Source organism: Marinobacter mangrovi, assembly GCF_016798325.1.
GTDB lineage: Bacteria > Pseudomonadota > Gammaproteobacteria > Pseudomonadales > Oleiphilaceae > Marinobacter_A > Marinobacter_A mangrovi.
Genome location: NZ_JAERVO010000003.1, coordinates 322,689 through 341,086, shown reverse-complemented (window position 1 = coordinate 341,086; position 18,398 = coordinate 322,689). Strand labels below are relative to the sequence as shown.

19 protein-coding genes are annotated in these 18,398 nt (G+C 62.8%); 9 read left to right on the top strand and 10 right to left on the bottom strand.

The annotated features are described in order from the left end of the window. Positions 1-11: 11 nt before the first annotated feature. Positions 12-1,466, top strand: coding sequence for a succinylglutamate desuccinylase/aspartoacylase family protein (locus JL474_RS11220; RefSeq protein ID WP_203142133.1), 1,455 nt, complete (start codon positions 12-14; stop codon positions 1,464-1,466). Between the two features lie 18 nt (positions 1,467-1,484). On the opposite strand, the gene JL474_RS11215 is transcribed toward JL474_RS11220, so the two are convergent. After that, positions 1,485-1,817 carry a DMT family transporter gene (locus JL474_RS11215; RefSeq protein WP_123633825.1) on the bottom strand — a complete coding sequence of 111 codons (333 nt, stop codon included), beginning with the start codon at positions 1,815-1,817 and terminating at the stop codon, positions 1,485-1,487. 206 nt (positions 1,818-2,023) lie between these two features. On the opposite strand from JL474_RS11215, the gene JL474_RS11210 reads away from it, so the two are divergent. Beyond that, complete coding sequence (locus JL474_RS11210) at positions 2,024-2,542, top strand: hypothetical protein (protein WP_123633826.1); 519 nt, start codon at positions 2,024-2,026, stop codon at positions 2,540-2,542. 17 nt (positions 2,543-2,559) lie between these two features. Here JL474_RS11210 and JL474_RS11205 read toward each other — a convergent pair whose 3' ends face one another. Together JL474_RS11205 and JL474_RS11200 are read right to left on the bottom strand one after the other, a co-directional pair. Continuing rightward, a complete protein-coding gene (locus JL474_RS11205; protein WP_123633827.1) occupies positions 2,560-2,961 on the bottom strand; it encodes a group III truncated hemoglobin in 402 nt (133 codons plus the stop codon). 114 nt (positions 2,962-3,075) lie between these two features. Beyond that, on the bottom strand, positions 3,076-3,711 hold the full coding sequence (locus tag JL474_RS11200; RefSeq protein WP_123633828.1) for a MarC family protein: 636 nt from the start codon (positions 3,709-3,711) through the stop codon (positions 3,076-3,078). Positions 3,712-3,875: 164 nt separating this feature from the next. On the opposite strand from JL474_RS11200, the gene JL474_RS11195 reads away from it, so the two are divergent. Further along, on the top strand, positions 3,876-4,745 hold the full coding sequence (locus JL474_RS11195) for an alpha/beta fold hydrolase (protein WP_203142132.1): 870 nt from the start codon (positions 3,876-3,878) through the stop codon (positions 4,743-4,745). On the opposite strand, the gene JL474_RS11190 is transcribed toward JL474_RS11195, so the two are convergent. From JL474_RS11190 to JL474_RS11175, 4 genes are all read right to left on the bottom strand, one after another. Continuing rightward, complete coding sequence (locus JL474_RS11190) at positions 4,746-5,642, bottom strand: DMT family transporter (RefSeq protein WP_203142131.1); 897 nt, start codon at positions 5,640-5,642, stop codon at positions 4,746-4,748. 111 nt (positions 5,643-5,753) lie between these two features. Then, complete coding sequence (locus JL474_RS11185; RefSeq protein WP_203142130.1) at positions 5,754-6,053, bottom strand: hypothetical protein; 300 nt, start codon at positions 6,051-6,053, stop codon at positions 5,754-5,756. A gap of 116 nt (positions 6,054-6,169) precedes the next feature. After that, positions 6,170-6,571 carry a hypothetical protein gene (locus tag JL474_RS21530; protein WP_236012195.1) on the bottom strand — a complete coding sequence of 134 codons (402 nt, stop codon included), beginning with the start codon at positions 6,569-6,571 and terminating at the stop codon, positions 6,170-6,172. 85 nt (positions 6,572-6,656) lie between these two features. After that, on the bottom strand, positions 6,657-7,277 hold the full coding sequence (locus JL474_RS11175; RefSeq protein WP_203142129.1) for a TetR/AcrR family transcriptional regulator: 621 nt from the start codon (positions 7,275-7,277) through the stop codon (positions 6,657-6,659). A gap of 207 nt (positions 7,278-7,484) precedes the next feature. Here JL474_RS11175 and JL474_RS11170 point away from each other — a divergent pair, with 207 nt between their 5' ends. The 5 genes from JL474_RS11170 to JL474_RS11150 all read left to right on the top strand — a co-directional run bounded on the left by JL474_RS11170 (position 7,485) and on the right by JL474_RS11150 (position 14,310). After that, positions 7,485-9,584 (top strand): 3-hydroxyacyl-CoA dehydrogenase NAD-binding domain-containing protein, encoded by a 2,100-nt coding sequence (locus JL474_RS11170; protein ID WP_203142128.1) that lies wholly within the window; start codon positions 7,485-7,487, stop codon positions 9,582-9,584. A 68-nt stretch (positions 9,585-9,652) separates the two neighbouring features. Then, entirely contained in the window at positions 9,653-10,834 is a 1,182-nt protein-coding gene (locus JL474_RS11165; RefSeq protein WP_203142127.1) for an acetyl-CoA C-acyltransferase, read from the top strand. A 305-nt stretch (positions 10,835-11,139) separates the two neighbouring features. Next, entirely contained in the window at positions 11,140-12,327 is a 1,188-nt protein-coding gene (locus JL474_RS11160; RefSeq protein WP_203142126.1) for an acyl-CoA dehydrogenase family protein, read from the top strand. A gap of 13 nt (positions 12,328-12,340) precedes the next feature. Further along, complete coding sequence (locus JL474_RS11155) at positions 12,341-13,480, top strand: acyl-CoA dehydrogenase family protein (protein WP_203142125.1); 1,140 nt, start codon at positions 12,341-12,343, stop codon at positions 13,478-13,480. Positions 13,481-13,536: 56 nt separating this feature from the next. After that, the gene (locus JL474_RS11150; RefSeq protein WP_203142124.1) at positions 13,537-14,310 is read left to right on the top strand and encodes an SDR family oxidoreductase; all 774 of its coding nucleotides are present in this window, start codon (positions 13,537-13,539) and stop codon (positions 14,308-14,310) included. A 140-nt stretch (positions 14,311-14,450) separates the two neighbouring features. Here JL474_RS11150 and JL474_RS11145 read toward each other — a convergent pair whose 3' ends face one another. Beyond that, the gene (locus JL474_RS11145) at positions 14,451-16,034 is read right to left on the bottom strand and encodes a flavin-containing monooxygenase (protein ID WP_203142123.1); all 1,584 of its coding nucleotides are present in this window, start codon (positions 16,032-16,034) and stop codon (positions 14,451-14,453) included. Positions 16,035-16,205: 171 nt separating this feature from the next. On the opposite strand from JL474_RS11145, the gene JL474_RS11140 reads away from it, so the two are divergent. Further along, on the top strand, positions 16,206-16,835 hold the full coding sequence (locus tag JL474_RS11140; RefSeq protein ID WP_203142122.1) for a TetR family transcriptional regulator: 630 nt from the start codon (positions 16,206-16,208) through the stop codon (positions 16,833-16,835). A gap of 21 nt (positions 16,836-16,856) precedes the next feature. Here JL474_RS11140 and bamE read toward each other — a convergent pair whose 3' ends face one another. Together bamE and JL474_RS11130 are read right to left on the bottom strand one after the other, a co-directional pair. Further along, complete coding sequence (gene bamE, locus JL474_RS11135; protein ID WP_203142121.1) at positions 16,857-17,168, bottom strand: outer membrane protein assembly factor BamE domain-containing protein; 312 nt, start codon at positions 17,166-17,168, stop codon at positions 16,857-16,859. A gap of 113 nt (positions 17,169-17,281) precedes the next feature. Further along, the gene (locus JL474_RS11130) at positions 17,282-18,394 is read right to left on the bottom strand and encodes an NADH:flavin oxidoreductase (RefSeq protein ID WP_203142120.1); all 1,113 of its coding nucleotides are present in this window, start codon (positions 18,392-18,394) and stop codon (positions 17,282-17,284) included. Between the last annotated feature and the right edge of the window lie 4 nt (positions 18,395-18,398).

Sequence of the window (18,398 nt, the reverse complement as noted above, 5' to 3'; positions counted from 1 at the left end):
GAATACCCGACATGTTGCCGTCTTCTTCGCTGTCCGTGCGTCCCCGCCGAATCCTGCCGACCCTGGGCGCCGTGCTCTTCAGCGCCACCCTCTGGGCCCAGGAACCGGCGCCGGAACAGCCTCATCCCGTGGAACTGTCGGAAGACGAGAGTGTGGAGGACATCGAGGCCAGCCAGGCCGCGCCAGCCGCTGAGAACACGGCCACGGAAACCGCCGGAGCGGAAAGCACGTCGGAAGCGGCCGCCACCCCACCGGACGAGGCCGAGGCCACTCCGACCCGGATTGCCCCCAACGTTGACCTGAAACAGGTGGCGCCTACTCCGGAACCGGCCCCCAAATCGCCTCCACCCGAGCAATCGCCGGAAGCAACTGGTAACTCGGCAACAACGGAACCGACAGAACCCGGCGCGGACGCCGCCACACCCGGCCCTGATTCCACAACGGCCGACGAACAGACCGCTACCGACGAGGCGCCGCAGGAAGCACCACCGGCCGAACCGCTGGTGATCCTCGGTACCGAAGTCCGCCCGGGCACCACCACCCGCCTGGGCTGGACGCCGGACACCACCATGGCGGGCCTCAACCAGCCCACGCCGGTACTCGTGATCAACGGCGCGCGGCCGGGGCCCAACCTGTGCCTGACGGGCGCCGTCCACGGGGACGAGCTGAACGGCATCGAGATCATTCGCCGGGTCATGTACGACATCCAGGCGGACGAGCTGAGCGGTCGGCTGATCGGCGTGCCGATCGTCAACCTGCAGGGCTTCCAGCGCGGCTCCCGCTATCTGCCGGACCGGCGCGACCTGAATCGAAACTTTCCCGGTGATCCCAACGGCAGCCTGGCATCCCGCGTGGCCTATTCTCTGTTCAACGACGTGATCCGCCACTGCGACATGCTGGTGGACATCCACACCGGCTCGCTCAAGCGCTCCAACCTGGCCCAGCTGCGGGCGGACATGCACATCAGCTCAGTGGCGACATTCACCGAGGGTTTCGACAAGATGGCCGTGGTCCACAGCCAGGGGACACCGGGCATGCTGCGCACGGCGGCGACCAGCCACGGCATCGTCGCCGTCACCATGGAAGCCGGGGAATCGCTGCGCATCCAGGAAAACCAGATCAAGGCGGGGGTCAACAGCATCAACAGCCTGCTGGAAAAGCAGGGCATGATTTCCCGGCTGTTCGTATGGGGCAAACCGGAGCCGGTGTACTACAACTCCACCTGGCTGCGCGCCAAGCACGGCGGCATCCTGGTGAGCGATGTGGATCTGGGGGACGAAGTGGTGGCCGGTGAGGTGCTGGGCATCGTCACCGACCCGATCACCAACGCCCAGCACCCGATCCGCGCGGAACAGGACGGGCGCGTAATCGGCATGGCGGTGGATCAGGTGGTCATGGCCGGCTTTGCCACCTACCACATGGGCACCGAAGCCCGCGGCCCGGAACAGGGTCCGGATGAGGACTGACCGGCGCGGGCATCCTGTTCAGTGCGGCGTGACCCTGGAGAAGATGTTGAGAATCAGCACCCCGGTCACGATGAACAGGATGCCAATCACGGCCGCCAGATCCAGCGTCTGGTTGAACACCAGCCAGCCGATCAGGGTAATCAGTGCCACGCCGACACCGGCCCAAACGGCATAGGCAATGCCGACGGGAATCGTACGCAGGGTCAGGGCCAGGAAGTAAAACGCCAGCCCATAGCCGACCACCACCAGCAGCGACGGCCAGAATTTCGAGAAGCCTTCCGACGCCTTCAGGGCCGACGTGGCAATCACCTCAAAGCAGATCGCGGCACCGAGAATCAGCCATTGCTGCATGTTCGTTACTCCTCTTCCATTCCTTCGCCGGACGATGACGAACCGGCAAGCGTAACCGATGGCAGCGGCGGCAACCACCGGGGGAACTACGGAGGCGGCACGCACGTCACTCATTGCGCTTGATCCCGCCGCCTTTCCCGGGCAGTCTGGCACCACAACAACCTCACTACAGGGCGGTCTCCGGATTCGCCCGGATGGACGACCCTATGCGATTGACGGCTACCCTGCTGCTTTTCCTGCTTTCTCTCACCGCCCTGAACGCCAGCGCCCTTGAGCGCAGCTGCGCCCCGGAAGACAACGCCTGGCTGCCGAGCCGCTATTACGACGCGGGTGAAATCGTGTTCTACGACGGCAAATGGTGGGCGGCCCAGGAATGGCAGGAAGGCAAGCGCCCGGACGGGGGCGGCTTCGCGTGGAAACCGCTGGACAAGGAACCGGATTGCAAGGCCCCCGCCAAAGCGAAAGGCCATGGCAAGAACACCGGCAGCGCCGTCGGCACAGCCGACGATCAGGACGCCGTTTTGGGCGAACCGGGCGATCGGTCAGAAGCGGACTGCCAGCCGGCGCCGGACTGGACGTTCTCCGACACTTACACGGTCGGCCAGTGGGTGACCTACAAAGGCCAGATTTTCAAAGCGATCCGGCCGACCACCGGCGACATGCCGGGCGTGGCCGATCCGCCCCACTGGGCACCGGTCAAAACCCGCTGCCCGGTGGATCAATAAAACGAGCGGGCACTAAGCTAAGAGTCTGCGGCAGCCGCCGCCATCTCGGCATCCCGGGCATTCAGCCAGCGCGCCAGGTTACGCAGGATCCGGCGCGCCAGTTTGCGGGCCTTTTCCGTATAGGGGCCTTCGAAGTGGGTGTCGAGGGTGTGGTTGAAATGGTCGAACCAGAGTTCGAAGTGTTCACGACTCAGCGGGAACTTGTCGTGGACGCGTTCATGGCGATAGACCATGTTGCGGTGGTAGGTGTCCTTGCCCAGTAGCATCTTGCACCAGTAGCCTTCAATCATCGGCAGATGCTCGGCCAGATGCACGCCAGCCACCTCCATGAACACCGGTTCCATCACCGGATCATCCAGCAGGCTGGCGTAGAACAGCTGTACCATGCGGTGGATCGCAGCAGGATTGTCGAGATCCATAGGCCCTCCGCCCCATTCAGGTTCGGGAATGCCTCAGGCATTCCTCCGGCGAACTTCTGATGATAACGCAGGTTTACCCGAACCCGTCACCCCGTTTTTGCAACGGATCACCGGTCAGCCCACCAGCCCCGCCGACTGGATAAAACCGGCGATCCCGGACATCACGATTTCCGCCGCCATCGCCGACAGGATCAGGCCACTGATCTTGGACATGATGTTCAAGCCGGTCTTGCCCAACGCCTTTTCCAGGTAACCCGACAGGTGCAGCAGCACGCCCAGGGCCAACAGTCCGGTGACCAGCCCCAGCACACCACCGGCCATTTCCGGCACCGTGTTGAGCTCGGCGCCGTAGACCAGGATGGCACCGATGGTGGCCGGCCCGATGATGATGGGAATCGCCAGCGGCACCACCGCCACATCGTCCCGGTTTTCCTCCGGCAGACTGGTGGCGTGGTTGCGGGTGCCGCTGGTCACCAGGCTGATCGCGGTCAGGAACAGCAGCGATCCGGCGCCGATCCGGAAGGAATTGAGCGTGATCCCGATCGCTTCGAACAACAACGGGCCGGCGAAGAACAGCACCAGTCCAAGGACCAGCGCCGAAAACACCGATCGGTTGATCACCCGCTTCTTCTGGCCGGCGTCATCACCCCGGGTCAGGGCCAGGAACATGGTGACGACGAAGAACGGCGCCAGCAGGAACAGGAAGCGGATGGCGCTACTCAGATAGGTCGCGAAAAACGTGTGTAACATGGCAATTCCGGTCAACAAACAGGAGGAAACTCAAAGGGCTGCAGACCATAGCCTAGACCGGTACCGGCGACTATGCGTAGTTGCAACCGGCCGGCAAGGAGTTTCCATACACGGGTGTATTGTGGGAAGCTGACGAACCTGAAAGCCGATCCATCGGAGAGCCTATGCCCCTGAGCCACCCGGAAACCCTCGAAACACCGCGAGGACAATTTGCCTATCGGGAAAGCGGGCCAGCCGATGGCCCCGTGGTGGTGATGATCCATGGCTGGCCGGAAAGCAGCTATTGCTGGGCCGGTGTCGCCGAGCATCTGGACCCGGGCCTGCGGGTGATCGCACCGGACCTGCGCGGGCTGGGCGACAGCGAGCGCACCCCGGGCCAGGAGCCTTACCGCAAAGCCGCCCTGGCGCGGGACGTCATGGCGCTGCTGGACACGCTGGAGATCGACGACTTCTATCTGGTCGGCCACGACTGGGGCGGCATCGTCGCCCAGGAAATCGCGCTGGCGATCCCCGACCGTGTGAACAAACTGGTGATCATGAACATCGCGATCATCAACAACCTGAAAGGCAACCAGGAAGTGATCGAGACGGTGCGCTCCGGCAGTGGCAGCGTGTACTGGTACCAGCACTTCCTGCAGACCCCGGATCTACCGGAGGCCATGATACCCGGCAACGAGGAAACCTGGCTCAAGCACTTCCTGCGCACCTGGAGCCGCGACGGCTTTCCCGAGGACGCCCTGCAGGAATACGTGCGCATGTTCCGCATCCCCGGTACGTCGGGCGCCAGCGCCAACTACTACCGCACCTTCCACGACGACGCCAAGCGCTGGGCCACCACCGCGGGCCACGTCTGGCCGATGCCGGGGCTGTACATCTACGGCAACCGGGACAAGGTCATCATCCCCGAGTACCTGAACCACATCGAGGACTGCTTCGAGAGCATCCGGGTGGAACAGGTGGACGCCGCCCACTTCCTGCAGGAGGAGCAGCCAGCGGAAGTGGCCGGCTACCTGAACGAGTTCCTGGCTGAGTAATCAGGGGCGGGAGGTGCTGGCATCGGCTTTCGGGGCCGCCGGCTTGCGGAACAGCACGTAGTTGCCCAGCAAAGCCAGGACGGCGCCGATAACGGCGGGCGCCGTCCACTGGAAGCCCTCCAGCCAGGTGGACACGCTCAGCGCGACAACCGGAAACAACACGGTGGCATAGCCCGCGCGGTCGGCGCCGAGCGTCCGGATCACCGTCAGGTAGCTGTAGAACGCGATGATCGAGCCGGGAATGGCGAGGAACAGCGTCGCGCCCCAGAAGCTGGGTGCGGCCGGCAACTGCCATTCAACGCCCTTGATCAGGCACCACACCCCCAAAATCACCGCCCCGTAGAACATCGCCCAGGCATTGCCCGCCAATAGCGGCACCTCGGCCGCACGGACCTTGAGGCTGATCAGGTTGCCGAAAGAGAACCAGTAAGTGCCCGCCAGGGCGAACAGGATGGCCGAAGCGCGGGCATTGCCCAACTCCAGATCGGTCCAGAACAGCAGCGCCACCCCGGTCACACCCAACGCCACTGCGGGATAGATCCGCCGGTTCGGCGTCAGGCGCAGCAACAGCCAACCGTTGAAGGCGTTGAACAGGGCCGCCAGGGAAAACACCACCGCCAGCAGGCCGGAGGTCATGGACTCGGCAGCCCGGTAGATCAGCAGGAAATTAACGCTGTAGAGGGTCAGCCCCTGCAACACCAGCCAGCGATGCTGCAGCAGACTCAATTTGGGAAGTTGGCGCGCCAGCTTGAGCACGCCCAGGGTCACCGCCGCCGCCAGCACAAATCGATAGAAGACGGAGATATCCACAGGCGCCGACTCCACCTGCAGGCGAATCGCCGTCCAGGTCAGCCCCCAGATCAGGACCGTCAGGCAGTAATGTGCGGCGATGGGCATGGGCTACGTCCTTGTCGCGAAAACCTCGAAACAGGACCGAAAGGGTAGCGTAACCCCAAAAGAAATGCTGCAGCGCGGCGTCACCTGTCGCTTTGGCGACACCGCTTGTCGTCAGGAGTTGTTGAGGATATCGACAATCTCGCGGGTGTCGCGAATCACGCGGTATACCTTATCTTCAATGCGGACTCTGTCGTAGCGATCATCCACATGGTGAACATCCCCATAGCGATAGTAGTCGTCGGGCAGATGATCGCCGCGGTGCAGCTTCTTCTGCCACCCCGGAGGCAGCGACTCACCGCGATCGGCTTTCTTTTGCAGGCCCGGCGGCAAATCGTCATGGTGCGCGTTGCCGGCGTGGGCAACTCCCAGGATTCCGGTCATCAGAACAGCAGTCATCAATACACGTTTCATGGCGGTTACTCCTTGGCCATCTGGATTGACGGCAACCTATCACGTTCCCGGTTCAGGGGCCGTTACCAAACGGTAAAACCGTGGTTCCGAGAGACGACTCGCGATGGCGATCGTCCTCAGGAATTGTTCAGAATGTCGACAATCTCACGGGTATCTCGAATCACCCGATAGACCTTGTCCTCAATGTGGACCCGATCGTAGTGGCGGTCGACGTGGCGAACTTCCCAGTATCGATCGTAGGCGACAGGCAGATAGCCTCCACGGTGCAGCTTCCGGTGCCAGCCTGGTGGCAACCCTCTGCCCCTGTGGACTTTTTTACGAAGGCCCGGGGGCAAATCCCGGTACACACGGTACTCCCGATACTCGACGACGTCGTGATCGTACCGGTCATGGTGATCATGTCGGTAGTCGTGATCGTCACGGTAGTCGTGGTCGCGATGGCGGTGGTGATCGCCATGGGCATGGGCGACACCGACCGAACCTGTCAGCAGAACGACGGTCATCAGCAAGCGTTTCATGGCGGTTACTCCTTGGCCACCTTGTTTGCTGACACGCTATCACGTTCCCGATTTACGGCGCCGTTACCAAAGCTTAAAGAAGCCGTCATGCATCCCGCTGGCCCATCACGATGCGCGCCATCAGGTCCTCAATACGGCCGATATCGTCTTCTTCTCCGCTGCGGCCGGTCAGGACCACCTGGGAGCCGATGGTCGCAACATACAGCAGCATCGACAGGTCTTTCGTCCGCTCCGGGTCACTGCTGATGCGGCTGAACAGCTCACAATTCTGGTTGATCCGCGCTTCGTCCACCTGGGCCACCAATTCGGCGGCGTACGCGTTACGGCGGGCAAAATCGCGCACCGCCAACTCCACCTGCAACCGGCGCACGTTGCGGGCTGCATCGGTGAGCAGCAGTTCGAGGATCTTGCGCAATTCGGTTTCCACGTCCCCGCCCTGGGGCTTCCAATACTGCAGTTCGTGCAGGCGGCGGTCGCGCCAGCGATTCAGGAAGCTGACCACCAGATCCTCATGGTCCTTGAAATGCCAGTAGAAACTGCCCCGTGTCACGCCGAGCTTCTTGGCCAGCGTCAGCACCCGTAGATGGCTGAATCCGCTGGAGGCCACTTCACCGGCGGCGGCGTCCAGCCAGTGATCGCGCGTCAACTGGGTCTTGTCGCCGGACGACGCCGGTCTGCGCGTACTCCGGGTTTTGGCTTCACTCATACAGCACTCTGTTCCTGTCCTGACATCATGACGTGGGATTCTACATGAACCGGCCAAGCGTTGACCGCACCCACAACATACATTAGTGTACGGAAAAACAATACACCAGTGTATGGAGCCATCACCCGACGACTCCGGCACCTGTCTTCCATCTTTCGCGCGGGTCGGCGCCATGGTTCGCCCCGCCTGCCAACAAGGAGCAACGCGATGAGTAGCGCGCACTACGACGTGAACGGCGAGATCGCCGTTATCCGCCTGGATAACCCGCCGGTGAACGGCCTGGGGCTGACCCTGCGCCAGGGGATTGTGGATGGCATCAAAACGGCCGAAAGCGATGACGCTATCAAGGCCGTGCTCCTGATCGGTTCTGACCGTGCCTTCTCCGGCGGCGCCGACATCAGCGAGTTCGGCACGCCGAAAATGCTGGCCGAGCCCATCCTGACCACCGTCATTAACTACCTCGAGACAGCGAAGAAGCCGGTGATTGCAGCCATCAGCGGCGCCTGCATGGGCGGTGGCCTGGAGCTGGCGCTGGGCTGTCACTACCGCGTCGCCAAGCCGGACGCGCAGATTTCCCTGCCGGAAGTGAAGCTGGGCATTCTGCCCGGTGCCGGCGGTACCCAGCGCCTGCCGCGGGTGATCGGCGTCGAGCACGCCCTGAACATGATCGTCTCCGGCGCCGCCGTGCCGGCCAAACAGTTCCAGGGCAGCCCGCTGTTCGATGACATCGTCGACGGCGACCTGCTCGAAGGCGCGCTGTCTTACGCGAAAAAGGTCGTTGCCGAGAAGCTGCCGCTCAAGCGCGTGCGCGACCTGAAAGCGACCCACGCCAACCCGGAAGGCTTCTTCATGTTCGCCCGCAACACCGTGGGCGCGGTCGCCAAGAACTACCCGGCGCCGCTGAAGTGCGTGGACGCCGTGGAAGCCGCCGTCACCAAGCCGTTTGACCAGGGCATGGCGGTCGAGCGCGAAGCCTTCGCCAATCTTCTGCAGACGCCGGAATCCAAGGCCCTGCGCCATGCTTTCTTTGCCGAGCGCTTGACCAGCAAGATCGCCGACGTGCCCAGCGACACTCCAACCCGCGACATTAAGCAAGTGGGCGTGATCGGCGGCGGCACCATGGGTACGGGCATTACCATCAACTTCCTCAACGCAGGCATCCCGGTCACCCTGGTGGAAATGAAGCAGGAAGGCCTGGACCGCGGCGTGGCGGCCATCCAGAAGGTTTACGAAGGCCGTGTGAAGAAAGGCAAGATGAGCGAAGACAAGGCGAAAGCCTGCATGGATCTGCTCACGCCCAGCCTGTCCTATGACGACCTGAAGGACGTCGATCTGGTGATCGAAGCGGTGTTCGAGGAAATGGGCGTCAAACAGTCCGTCTTCGAGACGCTGGACGCGACCTGCAAGCCGGGCGCGATCCTCGCCTCCAACACCTCCACCCTGGATCTGAACAAGATCGCGAGCTTCACCAAACGCCCGGAAGACGTCATCGGTCTGCACTTCTTCAGCCCGGCCAACATCATGAAGCTGCTGGAAGTGGTTCGTGGCGACAAGACCGCCAAGGACGTGCTGGCCACCGCCATGAAACTGGCCAAGACCATCAAGAAGACCGCTGTGGTCTCCGGCGTCTGCGACGGCTTCATCGGCAACCGCATGATCAACCAGTACCAGCGCGAAGCCATCCTGATGCTGGAAGAAGGCGCCACCGTCCAGCAGATCGACAAGGCCATCGAGAAGTTCGGCTTTGCCATGGGCCCGCTGCGAATGGCAGACCTGGCTGGCGGCGACATCGGCTGGGCCATCCGCAAGCGCCTGTATGCCGAGCACCCGGACATGACGAAGATGGTCGTCGCCGATCGCCTGTGTGAGATGGGCCGCTACGGCCAGAAGACCGGCGCCGGCTTCTACTGCTATGAACCGGGCAACCGCAACGCCCTGCACGACCCGGAAGTGGACAAGGTGGTGGACGAGGTCCGCGCCGAGCTGGGCATCACCCCGCGCAAGATCAGCAACCAGGAAATCGTCGAGCGCTGCGTCTACGCCCTGGTCAACGAGGGCGCCCGCCTGCTGGACGAGGGCATCGCCCAGCGCGCCTCCGACATCGACATGGTGTACCTGACCGGCTACGGCTTCCCGGTGTTCCGCGGCGGCCCCATGCACTACGCCGAGGAAGTGGGCCTGCCCAATGTGGTCCGCGCCATGGAACCCTTCGCCGACACCCACACCCAGCCGGGCTTCTGGGAACCGGCGCCGCTGCTGGCGCGCTGCGCCGCCGAAGGCAAGCGTTTCGATGAGCGCTCCAAATAACTCGCGTATCCGGTCAACGCATTCAAGCGGGGTTGCCCCCGGGCAGGCCCGCCAACAGGAGAATTGTTATGTCCAATGATGTCGTCATCGTATCCACCGCCCGTACGCCGCTGGCCAAGTCCTGGCGCGGCGGGCTGAACATGACCCACGGCGCCACCCTGGCCGGCCACGCCATCCAGCACGCGGTCGAGCGCTCCAAGGTCGATCCCAACGAAATCGAAGACGTGCTGATGGGCTGCGCGCTACCGGAGGGCTCCACCGGTAACGACGTGGCCCGCATGGGCGCGATCCGCGCCGGTCTGCCGGTCACCGTCGGCGGCGCTACTATCAACCGCTTCTGCTCGTCCGGCCTGCAGGCCATTGCCATGGCCGCCCAGCACATCGCTGTGGATAAGGTGCCCGTGATGGTCGCCGGCGGTGTGGAGTCCATCTCCACCGTCCAGGCCAACGTCAACCAGAACTACCTGATGGAACCCTGGCTGGCCAGGCACAAGCCGGAACTCTACTGGTCCATGCTGCAGACGGCGGAAACCGTCGCGGAGCGCTATGGCATCAAGAAGGAAGCCATGGACGAGTACGGTGTGCGCTCCCAGCAACTGGCCGCCCAGGCCCGTGAAGACGGCAAATTCGACGACGAGATCGTGCCCATCACCACCACCATGGGCGTCGCGGACAAGGCCACCGGCCAGTTGAGCACGAAGGAAGTCACCGTCAGCCAGGACGAAGGCATCCGCCCGGACACCAACCTGGAAGGCGTCAGCAAGATCCGCTCGGCGATGCCCGGCGGTGTGGTCACGGCCGGTAACGCCAGCCAGTTCTCTGACGGCGCGTCCGCCTGCGTGCTGATGGACGGCACTCTGGCGGAGCAGCGCAACATCGAGCCACTGGGGATCTTCCGCGGCTTTGCCGTGGCCGGCTGTGAGCCGGACGAGATGGGCATCGGCCCGGTGTTTGCGGTCCCCAAACTGCTTAAACGCCACGGTCTGACCGTTGACGACATCGGCCTGTGGGAGCTGAACGAAGCCTTCGCCGTCCAGGTGCTGTATTGCCAGGAGAAGCTGGGCATCCCCATGGATCGCCTGAACGTCAACGGCGGCGCGATCGCCGTGGGCCACCCCTACGGCACCACCGGTTCCCGCCTGGTCGGCCACGCGCTGATCGAAGGCAAACGGCGCGGCGTAAAGTACGTGGTGGTGACCATGTGCGTCGGCACCGGTATGGGTGCAGCCGGGCTGTTTGAGGTCGCCTGATATCGCCGAGGTTTGGTCTTTTAAGCCCCTCGCCCCTGGCGGGAGAGGGGTTTGGGGAGAGGGGGAGACGAGTTGGACGTCTGCACCTGGATTCACCGGGCGCCAAGACAACCGATCCCCCTCTCCCCGGCCCTCTCCCGCAAGGGGAGAGGGAGCGTAACCGGTCACTCCAGGCCAGGTATCACGGCCTGGAAACCCTGGCATCAATCCGGCCACCACCGAAAGCCAAACCATCAGCTACATTTAAAACGAGCACCCACAACAAGACAGCGTTTCCAGACGTCGACCTGACAACGAGGTTAGCCATGGACCTGAACTATACCCCCGAGCAGGCGACCTTCCGCGAGGAAGTGCGCCGGTTCCTGAAAGACAATCTCCCCAAAGACATTCGTGACCGCGTCAAAAAACGCCTGCGCCCGGACAAGGCGATGACCCAGCGCTGGCAGAAGATTCTGTTCGACAAGGGCTGGGGCGCTTCGTCCTGGCCCAAGGAACACGGCGGGCCGGGCTGGTCGCCCGTCGAACAGCTGATTTTCGAGGAGGAATGCGCCCTCGCCGGTGCACCACGCCAGCTGGACTTCGGCTTGCGCATGGTCGCCCCGGTGATCATGGCCTTCGGCAATGAAGAGCAGAAGCAGAAGTACCTGCCGCGCATCCTCAGCGGCGAGGACTGGTGGTGCCAGGGCTATTCCGAGCCCGGCGCCGGTTCCGACCTCGCCTCGCTGAAGACCAAGGCAGTTCGCGAAGGCGATCATTACATCGTCAACGGTCAGAAGACCTGGACCACCCTGGGCCAGCACGCCAACTGGATCTTTTGCCTCGTGCGCACCAGCAACGAGGGCAAGCCACAGGAAGGCATTTCCTTCCTGCTGATCGATATGAACACCCCCGGTATCGACGTGCGGCCGATCATCATGCTCGACGGCGAGCACGAGATTAACGAGGTCTACTTCGACAACGTGAAGGTGCCTGTGGAAAACCTCGTTGGCGAGGAGAACAAGGGCTGGACCTACGCCAAGTTCCTGCTGGGCCATGAGCGCACCGGCCTGGCCAACGTCGGCCAGTGGAAAGCCATGATGAAACGGCTCCGGGAAATTGCCGAGGAGCAGCCGGACGGCGACCGGGTGCTCATTGAAAACACCCGTTTCCGCGACCGCCTGGCTCAGTTGGAGATCGAGCTTAAGGCCCTGGAGCTGACCGTGTTGCGCGTTCTGACCGATGAGAACGGTCCCGGTCCGCAGGCCTCGATCCTGAAGATTCGCGGCACCGAGATCGGCCAGGCGCTGTTCGAGCTGATGATGGAAGCGGTGGGGCCCGACGCCCTGGCGCACATTCCGGAAGCGCTGGAGCTGGACTACCCCGGATCCCGCGTTGGCTCGCCCGACGCCACACCGGCCGCCGGCGACTACTTCAACATGCGCAAGCTGTCGATTTTTGGCGGGTCCAACGAGATCCAGCGCAACATCATCGCCCAACGGGTTCTGGGACTGTAAGGAGGCGCGCATCATGAATTTCAATCTCACCGAAGAACAGCAAATGCTGCAGGACTCCCTGCGTCGCTTCCTGGCCAACGAATACGGCTTTGAAAAGCGCAAGGAGATCATTGCCGCCGGCCAGAGTCTGGACAAGCCGACCTGGAACGCGTTCGCGGAAATGGGTCTGCTGGGCTACACCCTGCCGGAGGAATACGGCGGCCTGGGCGGTAATGCGATGGACACCCTGCTGGTGATGGAAAGTTTCGGCCGTGCGTTGGTGGTCGAACCCTACCTGTCCACCGTTGTGCTGGGCGGCGGCATCATCCAGGATGCCGGTTCCGACGAGCAGAAAGAGCGGATCCTGCCGAAAATCGCTACCGGCGAGGAATTCCTGGCCTTGGCCCATCAGGAACCCGGCGGGCGTCATAACCTGGATTACGTGAGAACGGAGATCCAGAAACACGGCAACGACTACATCCTGAACGGGCGCAAGACAGCGGTTCTGAATGCCGCCGGCGCCCACTACCTGATCGTCTCCGGGCGCCGGGGCGGGCGGCCGACAGAGCCGGTGTCCCTGTTCCTGGTCAACCACGACACTTCCGGCGTCGAGATCGAGGAATACACCACTCATGACGGTCACCGGGTGGCCGACGTGATCCTCGACAGCGTGATGGTCAGTGACGACGACCGCATCGGTGCCCGTGGCCAGGCCATGCCCATCATCGAGAAGGGCGTGGACCGGGCGATCGCCGCCCTGTGCGCCGAAGCCGTCGGCGCCATGGAAGCGCTCAACGAGACCACCATGGAGTACGTCAAGACCCGCCAGCAGTTTGGTATGCCCATCGGCAAGTTCCAGGTCATTCAGCACCGTCTGGCGGACATGTTCATCGCCGCCGAGCAGTCCAAATCCATGGCCATCCTGGCGGCCAGCATGGCGGACTCCGACGACCGCAAACAACGGCGCGAAGCCGTGTCGATGGCCAAGACCCTGGTCGGCCAGTCGGCCCGCTACGTGGGCCAGCAGGCGGTCCAGTTGCACGGCGGCATGGGCGTCACGGACGAGATGTTCGCCGCGCACCTGTTCAAGCGGCTGACACTGATCAACCTGCAGTTCGGCGATGCCGACTACCACCTCGGCCAAGTCAGCGACGGGCTGCTGAAAAGCGCCTGAAACCCGACGGGTGCTGCCGTCACGGCAGCACCCGCTTCAACAGTAAGGGGAAGTGAGTGAGCGTTAAACAACTCTTCGACCTGAGCGGCAAGGTGGCCCTGATCACCGGCGGTTCCCGGGGTCTGGGCCTGCAGATGGCCGAAGCATTGGGCGAAATGGGAGCCAAAGTGGCTCTCACTGCCCGCAAACAGCATGAACTGGACGAAGCAGAAGCCCATCTTAAACAGCAGGGCGTCGAGGTGATGACCCTGGCGGCGGATATGTCCGACCTGGAAGGCATTCCGGCGGTTGTGGATAACATCGTTGCCGGTCTGGGCGACATCGACATCCTGGTCAACAACGCCGGCGCCACCTGGGGCGCGCCCGCCGAGGATTACCCGGCCGAAGGCTGGATGAAAGTGATGAACCTCAACGTCAACGCGGTCTTCTTCCTGACCCAGACGGTGGCCAAGAAGTGCTTCATCCCGCGCCACACCGGCAAGGTCATCAACATCGCCTCCATCGCTGGCCTGTCCGGCAACCCGGAAGCCATGAAGACCATCGCCTACAACACCAGCAAAGGCGCCGTGGTGAACTTCACCCGGGCGCTGGCCGCAGAATGGGGCCACCACAACATCAACGTGAACGCCCTGTGCCCGGGCTTTTTCCCATCCAAAATGTCCCAGGGCCTGCTGGACACCCAGGGCGACACCATGCTGGACCGCATTCCGCTGAACCGGTTTGGCGGTGAGGAAGACCTGAAAGGGGCCGCGGTGCTGATGGCGTCCGAGGCCGGCCGGCATATTACCGGGCAGTGTCTGGCGGTAGATGGCGGGACGTTGGTGTCCTGAGTTGAGGTCCACCCGCCATACGATGTAGCCGACGCTTCAGCTTCGGAGGGCCCGTCAGGGCCTCGGGCCCATCGGCGAGCCTTCGGCCCGCTCGGAAGCTGAAGCGTCCGCTACATTGTTCCTGTCAGGCCAAAGCCCAATCAGGCCGGCACCGCCTCCCCGGCCACTTCCCGCAGTGACGCCGACGTCTCACACACATACTGCTGCGCATCGAACCGGTTGGTCTGCTGCCGGAAGGCCCAGGTAAAGCTCGGCCACAGGGTGGTGTTCTTGCCGTTCTCGTTGACGTACCAGCTGTTGCAGCCGCTGTCCCAGACCGAGCCGTCGGACTTGGACTGGAGCATGGCGTTGTAATCCGCCTGCACATTCTCTTTCACATCGACCGCTTCCCAGCCCTGCTGGCGCATCTGGGCCAGCGCGTCCATGACGTACTGGATCTGGGACTCGATCATATAGACCATCGAACTGTGGCCCAGGCCGGTGTTGGGGCCGACCAGCATGAAGAAGTTGGGGAATCCGTGCACGGTGGTGCCTTTGTAGGCTTCGGCCCCCTCGCGCCAGGCGTCCAGCAGATCGCGGTTGCCGCGGCCGAAGATCATGCCGTGGGGAATCGGGTCCTGCGCCCTGAAGCCGGTGCCGAAGATGATGGCATCCACTTCACGCTCAACGCCATTTTTATCCACAACCCCGCCGGCGGTGACCTCCTGGATGCCGTCGGTGCGCACGTCCACATGGTCCTGCGCCAGGGCCGGATAATAATTGTTCGACAGCAGGATACGCTTGCAGCCGATGGTGTAGTCCGGCGTCACCTTCCTGCGCAGCGCCTTGTCGGGGATCTGCTTGCGGATGTGACGACGGGCTTCCAGCTCGGCGACTTTCATCAGGCGCGGGTTAAGCGCCAGTGCCAAAACACGGGACTCCAGATGCCAGTAGATGGAATGGCGCAAGGCCGACTGGGCCGCCGGTACTCGACGGAACAGTGCCTTCTCCCAGCCTTTCATGGGCCGGTCCGGCTTGGGCATGACCCACGGCGGCGTACGCTGGTAGAGATCCACACGGGCCGCTTCCTTTGTCACCTCCGGCACGAACTGGATGGCGCTGGCACCGGTGCCGATCACGGCCACCCGCTTGCCTCTCAGGTCGTAGTCGTGGTCCCAGTCCTGGGAATGGAACATCTTGCCCCTGAACCGGTCCAGGCCCTGTATGTTCGGATAGGCCGGCGTGCTCAGCCCGCCCATGCCGGAGACGAGAATGTTGGCCTCCATGGCCTCAAAGGCCGGCAGGTCGGGATCGTTCACGTCCAGGGCATCGCCGGGCTTGAGGTCATGCTTCTGCATGTACGCCCACAGCGCCGGGCTGTCGGCGGTCTCCAGCTTCCACAGGTTGCGCTGCTCGTCGTAGTGGGCGGTCGCCAGGTGTGTGTTGAAGCGGATGTGCTTCATCAGGCCGTACTTCTCAGCGCAATGGCGCAGGTAATCGAGGATTTCCCCCTGCTGGGCGTACATCCGCGACCAGTTCGGGTTCTGCTCGAAGGAAAAGGAATACAGCGCTGACTGGACGTCGCAGGCGCAACCCGGATAGTGGTTGTCGCGCCAGGTGCCCCCGACGTCGCTGCCCTGCTCCAGGATCACGAAATCCTCGTAGCCCGCTTCCTTCAGCTTGATGCCCATACCCAGCCCGGCAAAGCCGGTGCCGATGATTGCTATCGGAGTCTTGTCAGTCATAACCACCACACCTCGTTGTCGCTTGTGCGCGTCTTGTTGTCAGCGATGGCTCCTGAGTAGACACCTGTCTACCCGAGCCAGTAGACAGATGTATACACCCCATGTAGACGACTGTATACTTTTGCTGATCGAAAAAAGGCGTTTGGCCCATAGCGACAAGAAGGCGTCCTGATGAGCGTGATGACCGGAGGAAAACTGAAGCTGGTGCAGGCCGCCCTGCGGCTGATTACCGAGAGCCGCAGCCTGACCTCACTGGGCCTGCGCGAACTGGCGCGGGAGGCGGGGCTGAACCCCAACACCTTCTACCGGCATTTCCGCAATCTGGACGAATTCGGTTTGCAGGTGCTGGGCTATATCGCCGAAGAGATGAAAACCGGCGTACGGGAACTGCGTCGGATGGCGGAGAGTTCCGACCAGGCGTCCCGGGAGACGGTCGCCTTCGTCTATCACTACTTTCTGAACAACGCCGCAGCGACGACGGTGGCGGTGCGGGAACTGCACGGCCCGTCACCGGTGCTACGCCGGGCTTTAGAGAGCCAACTGGACGCCAGCGCCCGGGAGATGGCCGAGGACATCATCGAACGCCGCCTGGTACCGGGCGTGGATGATGCCACGGTCCATGAGATCTCCCACATGACGATCCGCTACATCCTGTTCCGGGCCATGGACTACATCGAAAAACCCGAACAGCGCGATCGCATCCAGATCGAAACCGAACACTTCATCAACCGCCAGTTCCGCGGGGCGCTGGTGGAATCCCTGCCACCCGAGACCATCGCCCGCTGGGCCAGTAAAAACTAGCCCAGGAGAGATAGTGGGTGTTTACTTCTTGGTCGTGTTGTAAACGTAGGAATCGACCGTATCGTCCGCGTTGAAGCGCACCACCAGGTCGGTGGTCTGGGCGTCGCTGAAGGCGGACCAGCGGTACTTGCCATAGGTCCAGGTGGACTTGCCGTCCTCGATCCCGGTACGCCAGGGCTCACCGAACATCTGCCGGACATCGGCACGGGTGGTCTGGTCGATGCGAATCTGATCGACGTTCTGGGTGGGAAAATCGTGGCCGACCGTGGCACAGCCGGCGGTGAGGGCCGTTGCAGCGATAACGGCGCCAAACAGCGGTTTCATTCCTGGCATCACGTCACTCCGTCAATGGATGATGTCTCCATCATACGCAACAACGTGACGCGTGCGATTACGGACCGTTAAGCCAGTCCGCAATCGCCATGCGTTATCCCTGCCGCTCTGGATCAGTACAGCTTGGCCAGGGATTTCTTGGCGAACGGCTCGACCTCGCCGATGCGGCCTTCCTTCACCTTCACCAGCCACTCCGGATCCTGCAGCAGGGCGCGGCCCACGGCGATCAGCTCGAACTCGTGGTTGTTCATGCGCTCGACCAGCTCGTCGATGCCGGACTGCTCCACCGCGTCCTTCTTGCTGGCAAACGTGCCGCTGATGAAGTCCTCGGTCAGGCCAACGCTGCCGACGGACATGGTGGGCTTGCCGGACAGCTTCTGGGTCCAGCCGGCCAGGTTCAGGTCAGAGCCTTCGAATTCCGGTTCCCAGAAACGACGGGTGGAGGCGTGGAAGATATCCACACCCGCGTCCGCCAACGGCTTGAGGAACGCTTCCAGCTCTTCCGGGGTCTTCGCCAGCTTGGCGTCGTAGTCCTGCATTTTCCACTGGGAGAAACGCAGCATGATCGGGTAGTCCGGACCCACCCGATGGCGGACCGCCTCGATGATCTCGATGGCAAAGCGCTGGCGATTGGCCATGCTGCCGCCGTACTCGTCATCCCGCTGGTTGGTGCCTTCCCAGAAGAACTGGTCGATCAGGTAGCCGTGAGCGCCGTGGATCTCGACACCGTCAAAGCCCAGCGCCTTGGCGTCCTGGGCCGCATCGGCAAACGCGTTGACCACGTCGGCGATGTCTTCCTTGGTCATGGCCTTGCCGTTAGGCTTGCCCTGTGCGTAGAAGCCGGACGGGCTGTAGCCCGGTACGGACGGATCCGGCTCCATGCCTTCCTTGCGCACGGCACCCACGTGCCAGAGCTGCGGGAAGATCGCGCCGCCGGCCTCGTGGACCGCATCGACGACCTTTTTCCAGCCCGCCAGCGCGTCGGTACCGTGGAAAGCCGGCACGTTCTCATACCCGTTGGCCGCCGCGTGATTCACGGTGGTGCCCTCGGTGATCAACAGGCCCACGCCACCTTCGGCGCGTCGGCGATAGTAGTCCACCACGTTTTCACCCGGGACATTGCCCGGCGAAAAATTGCGGGTCATCGGTGCCATGGCAACACGGTTGCGCAGTTTCAGATCATTCAGTTCAAAGGGGTCAAACAGGGGACCGAGATTCATGGTCATGGCA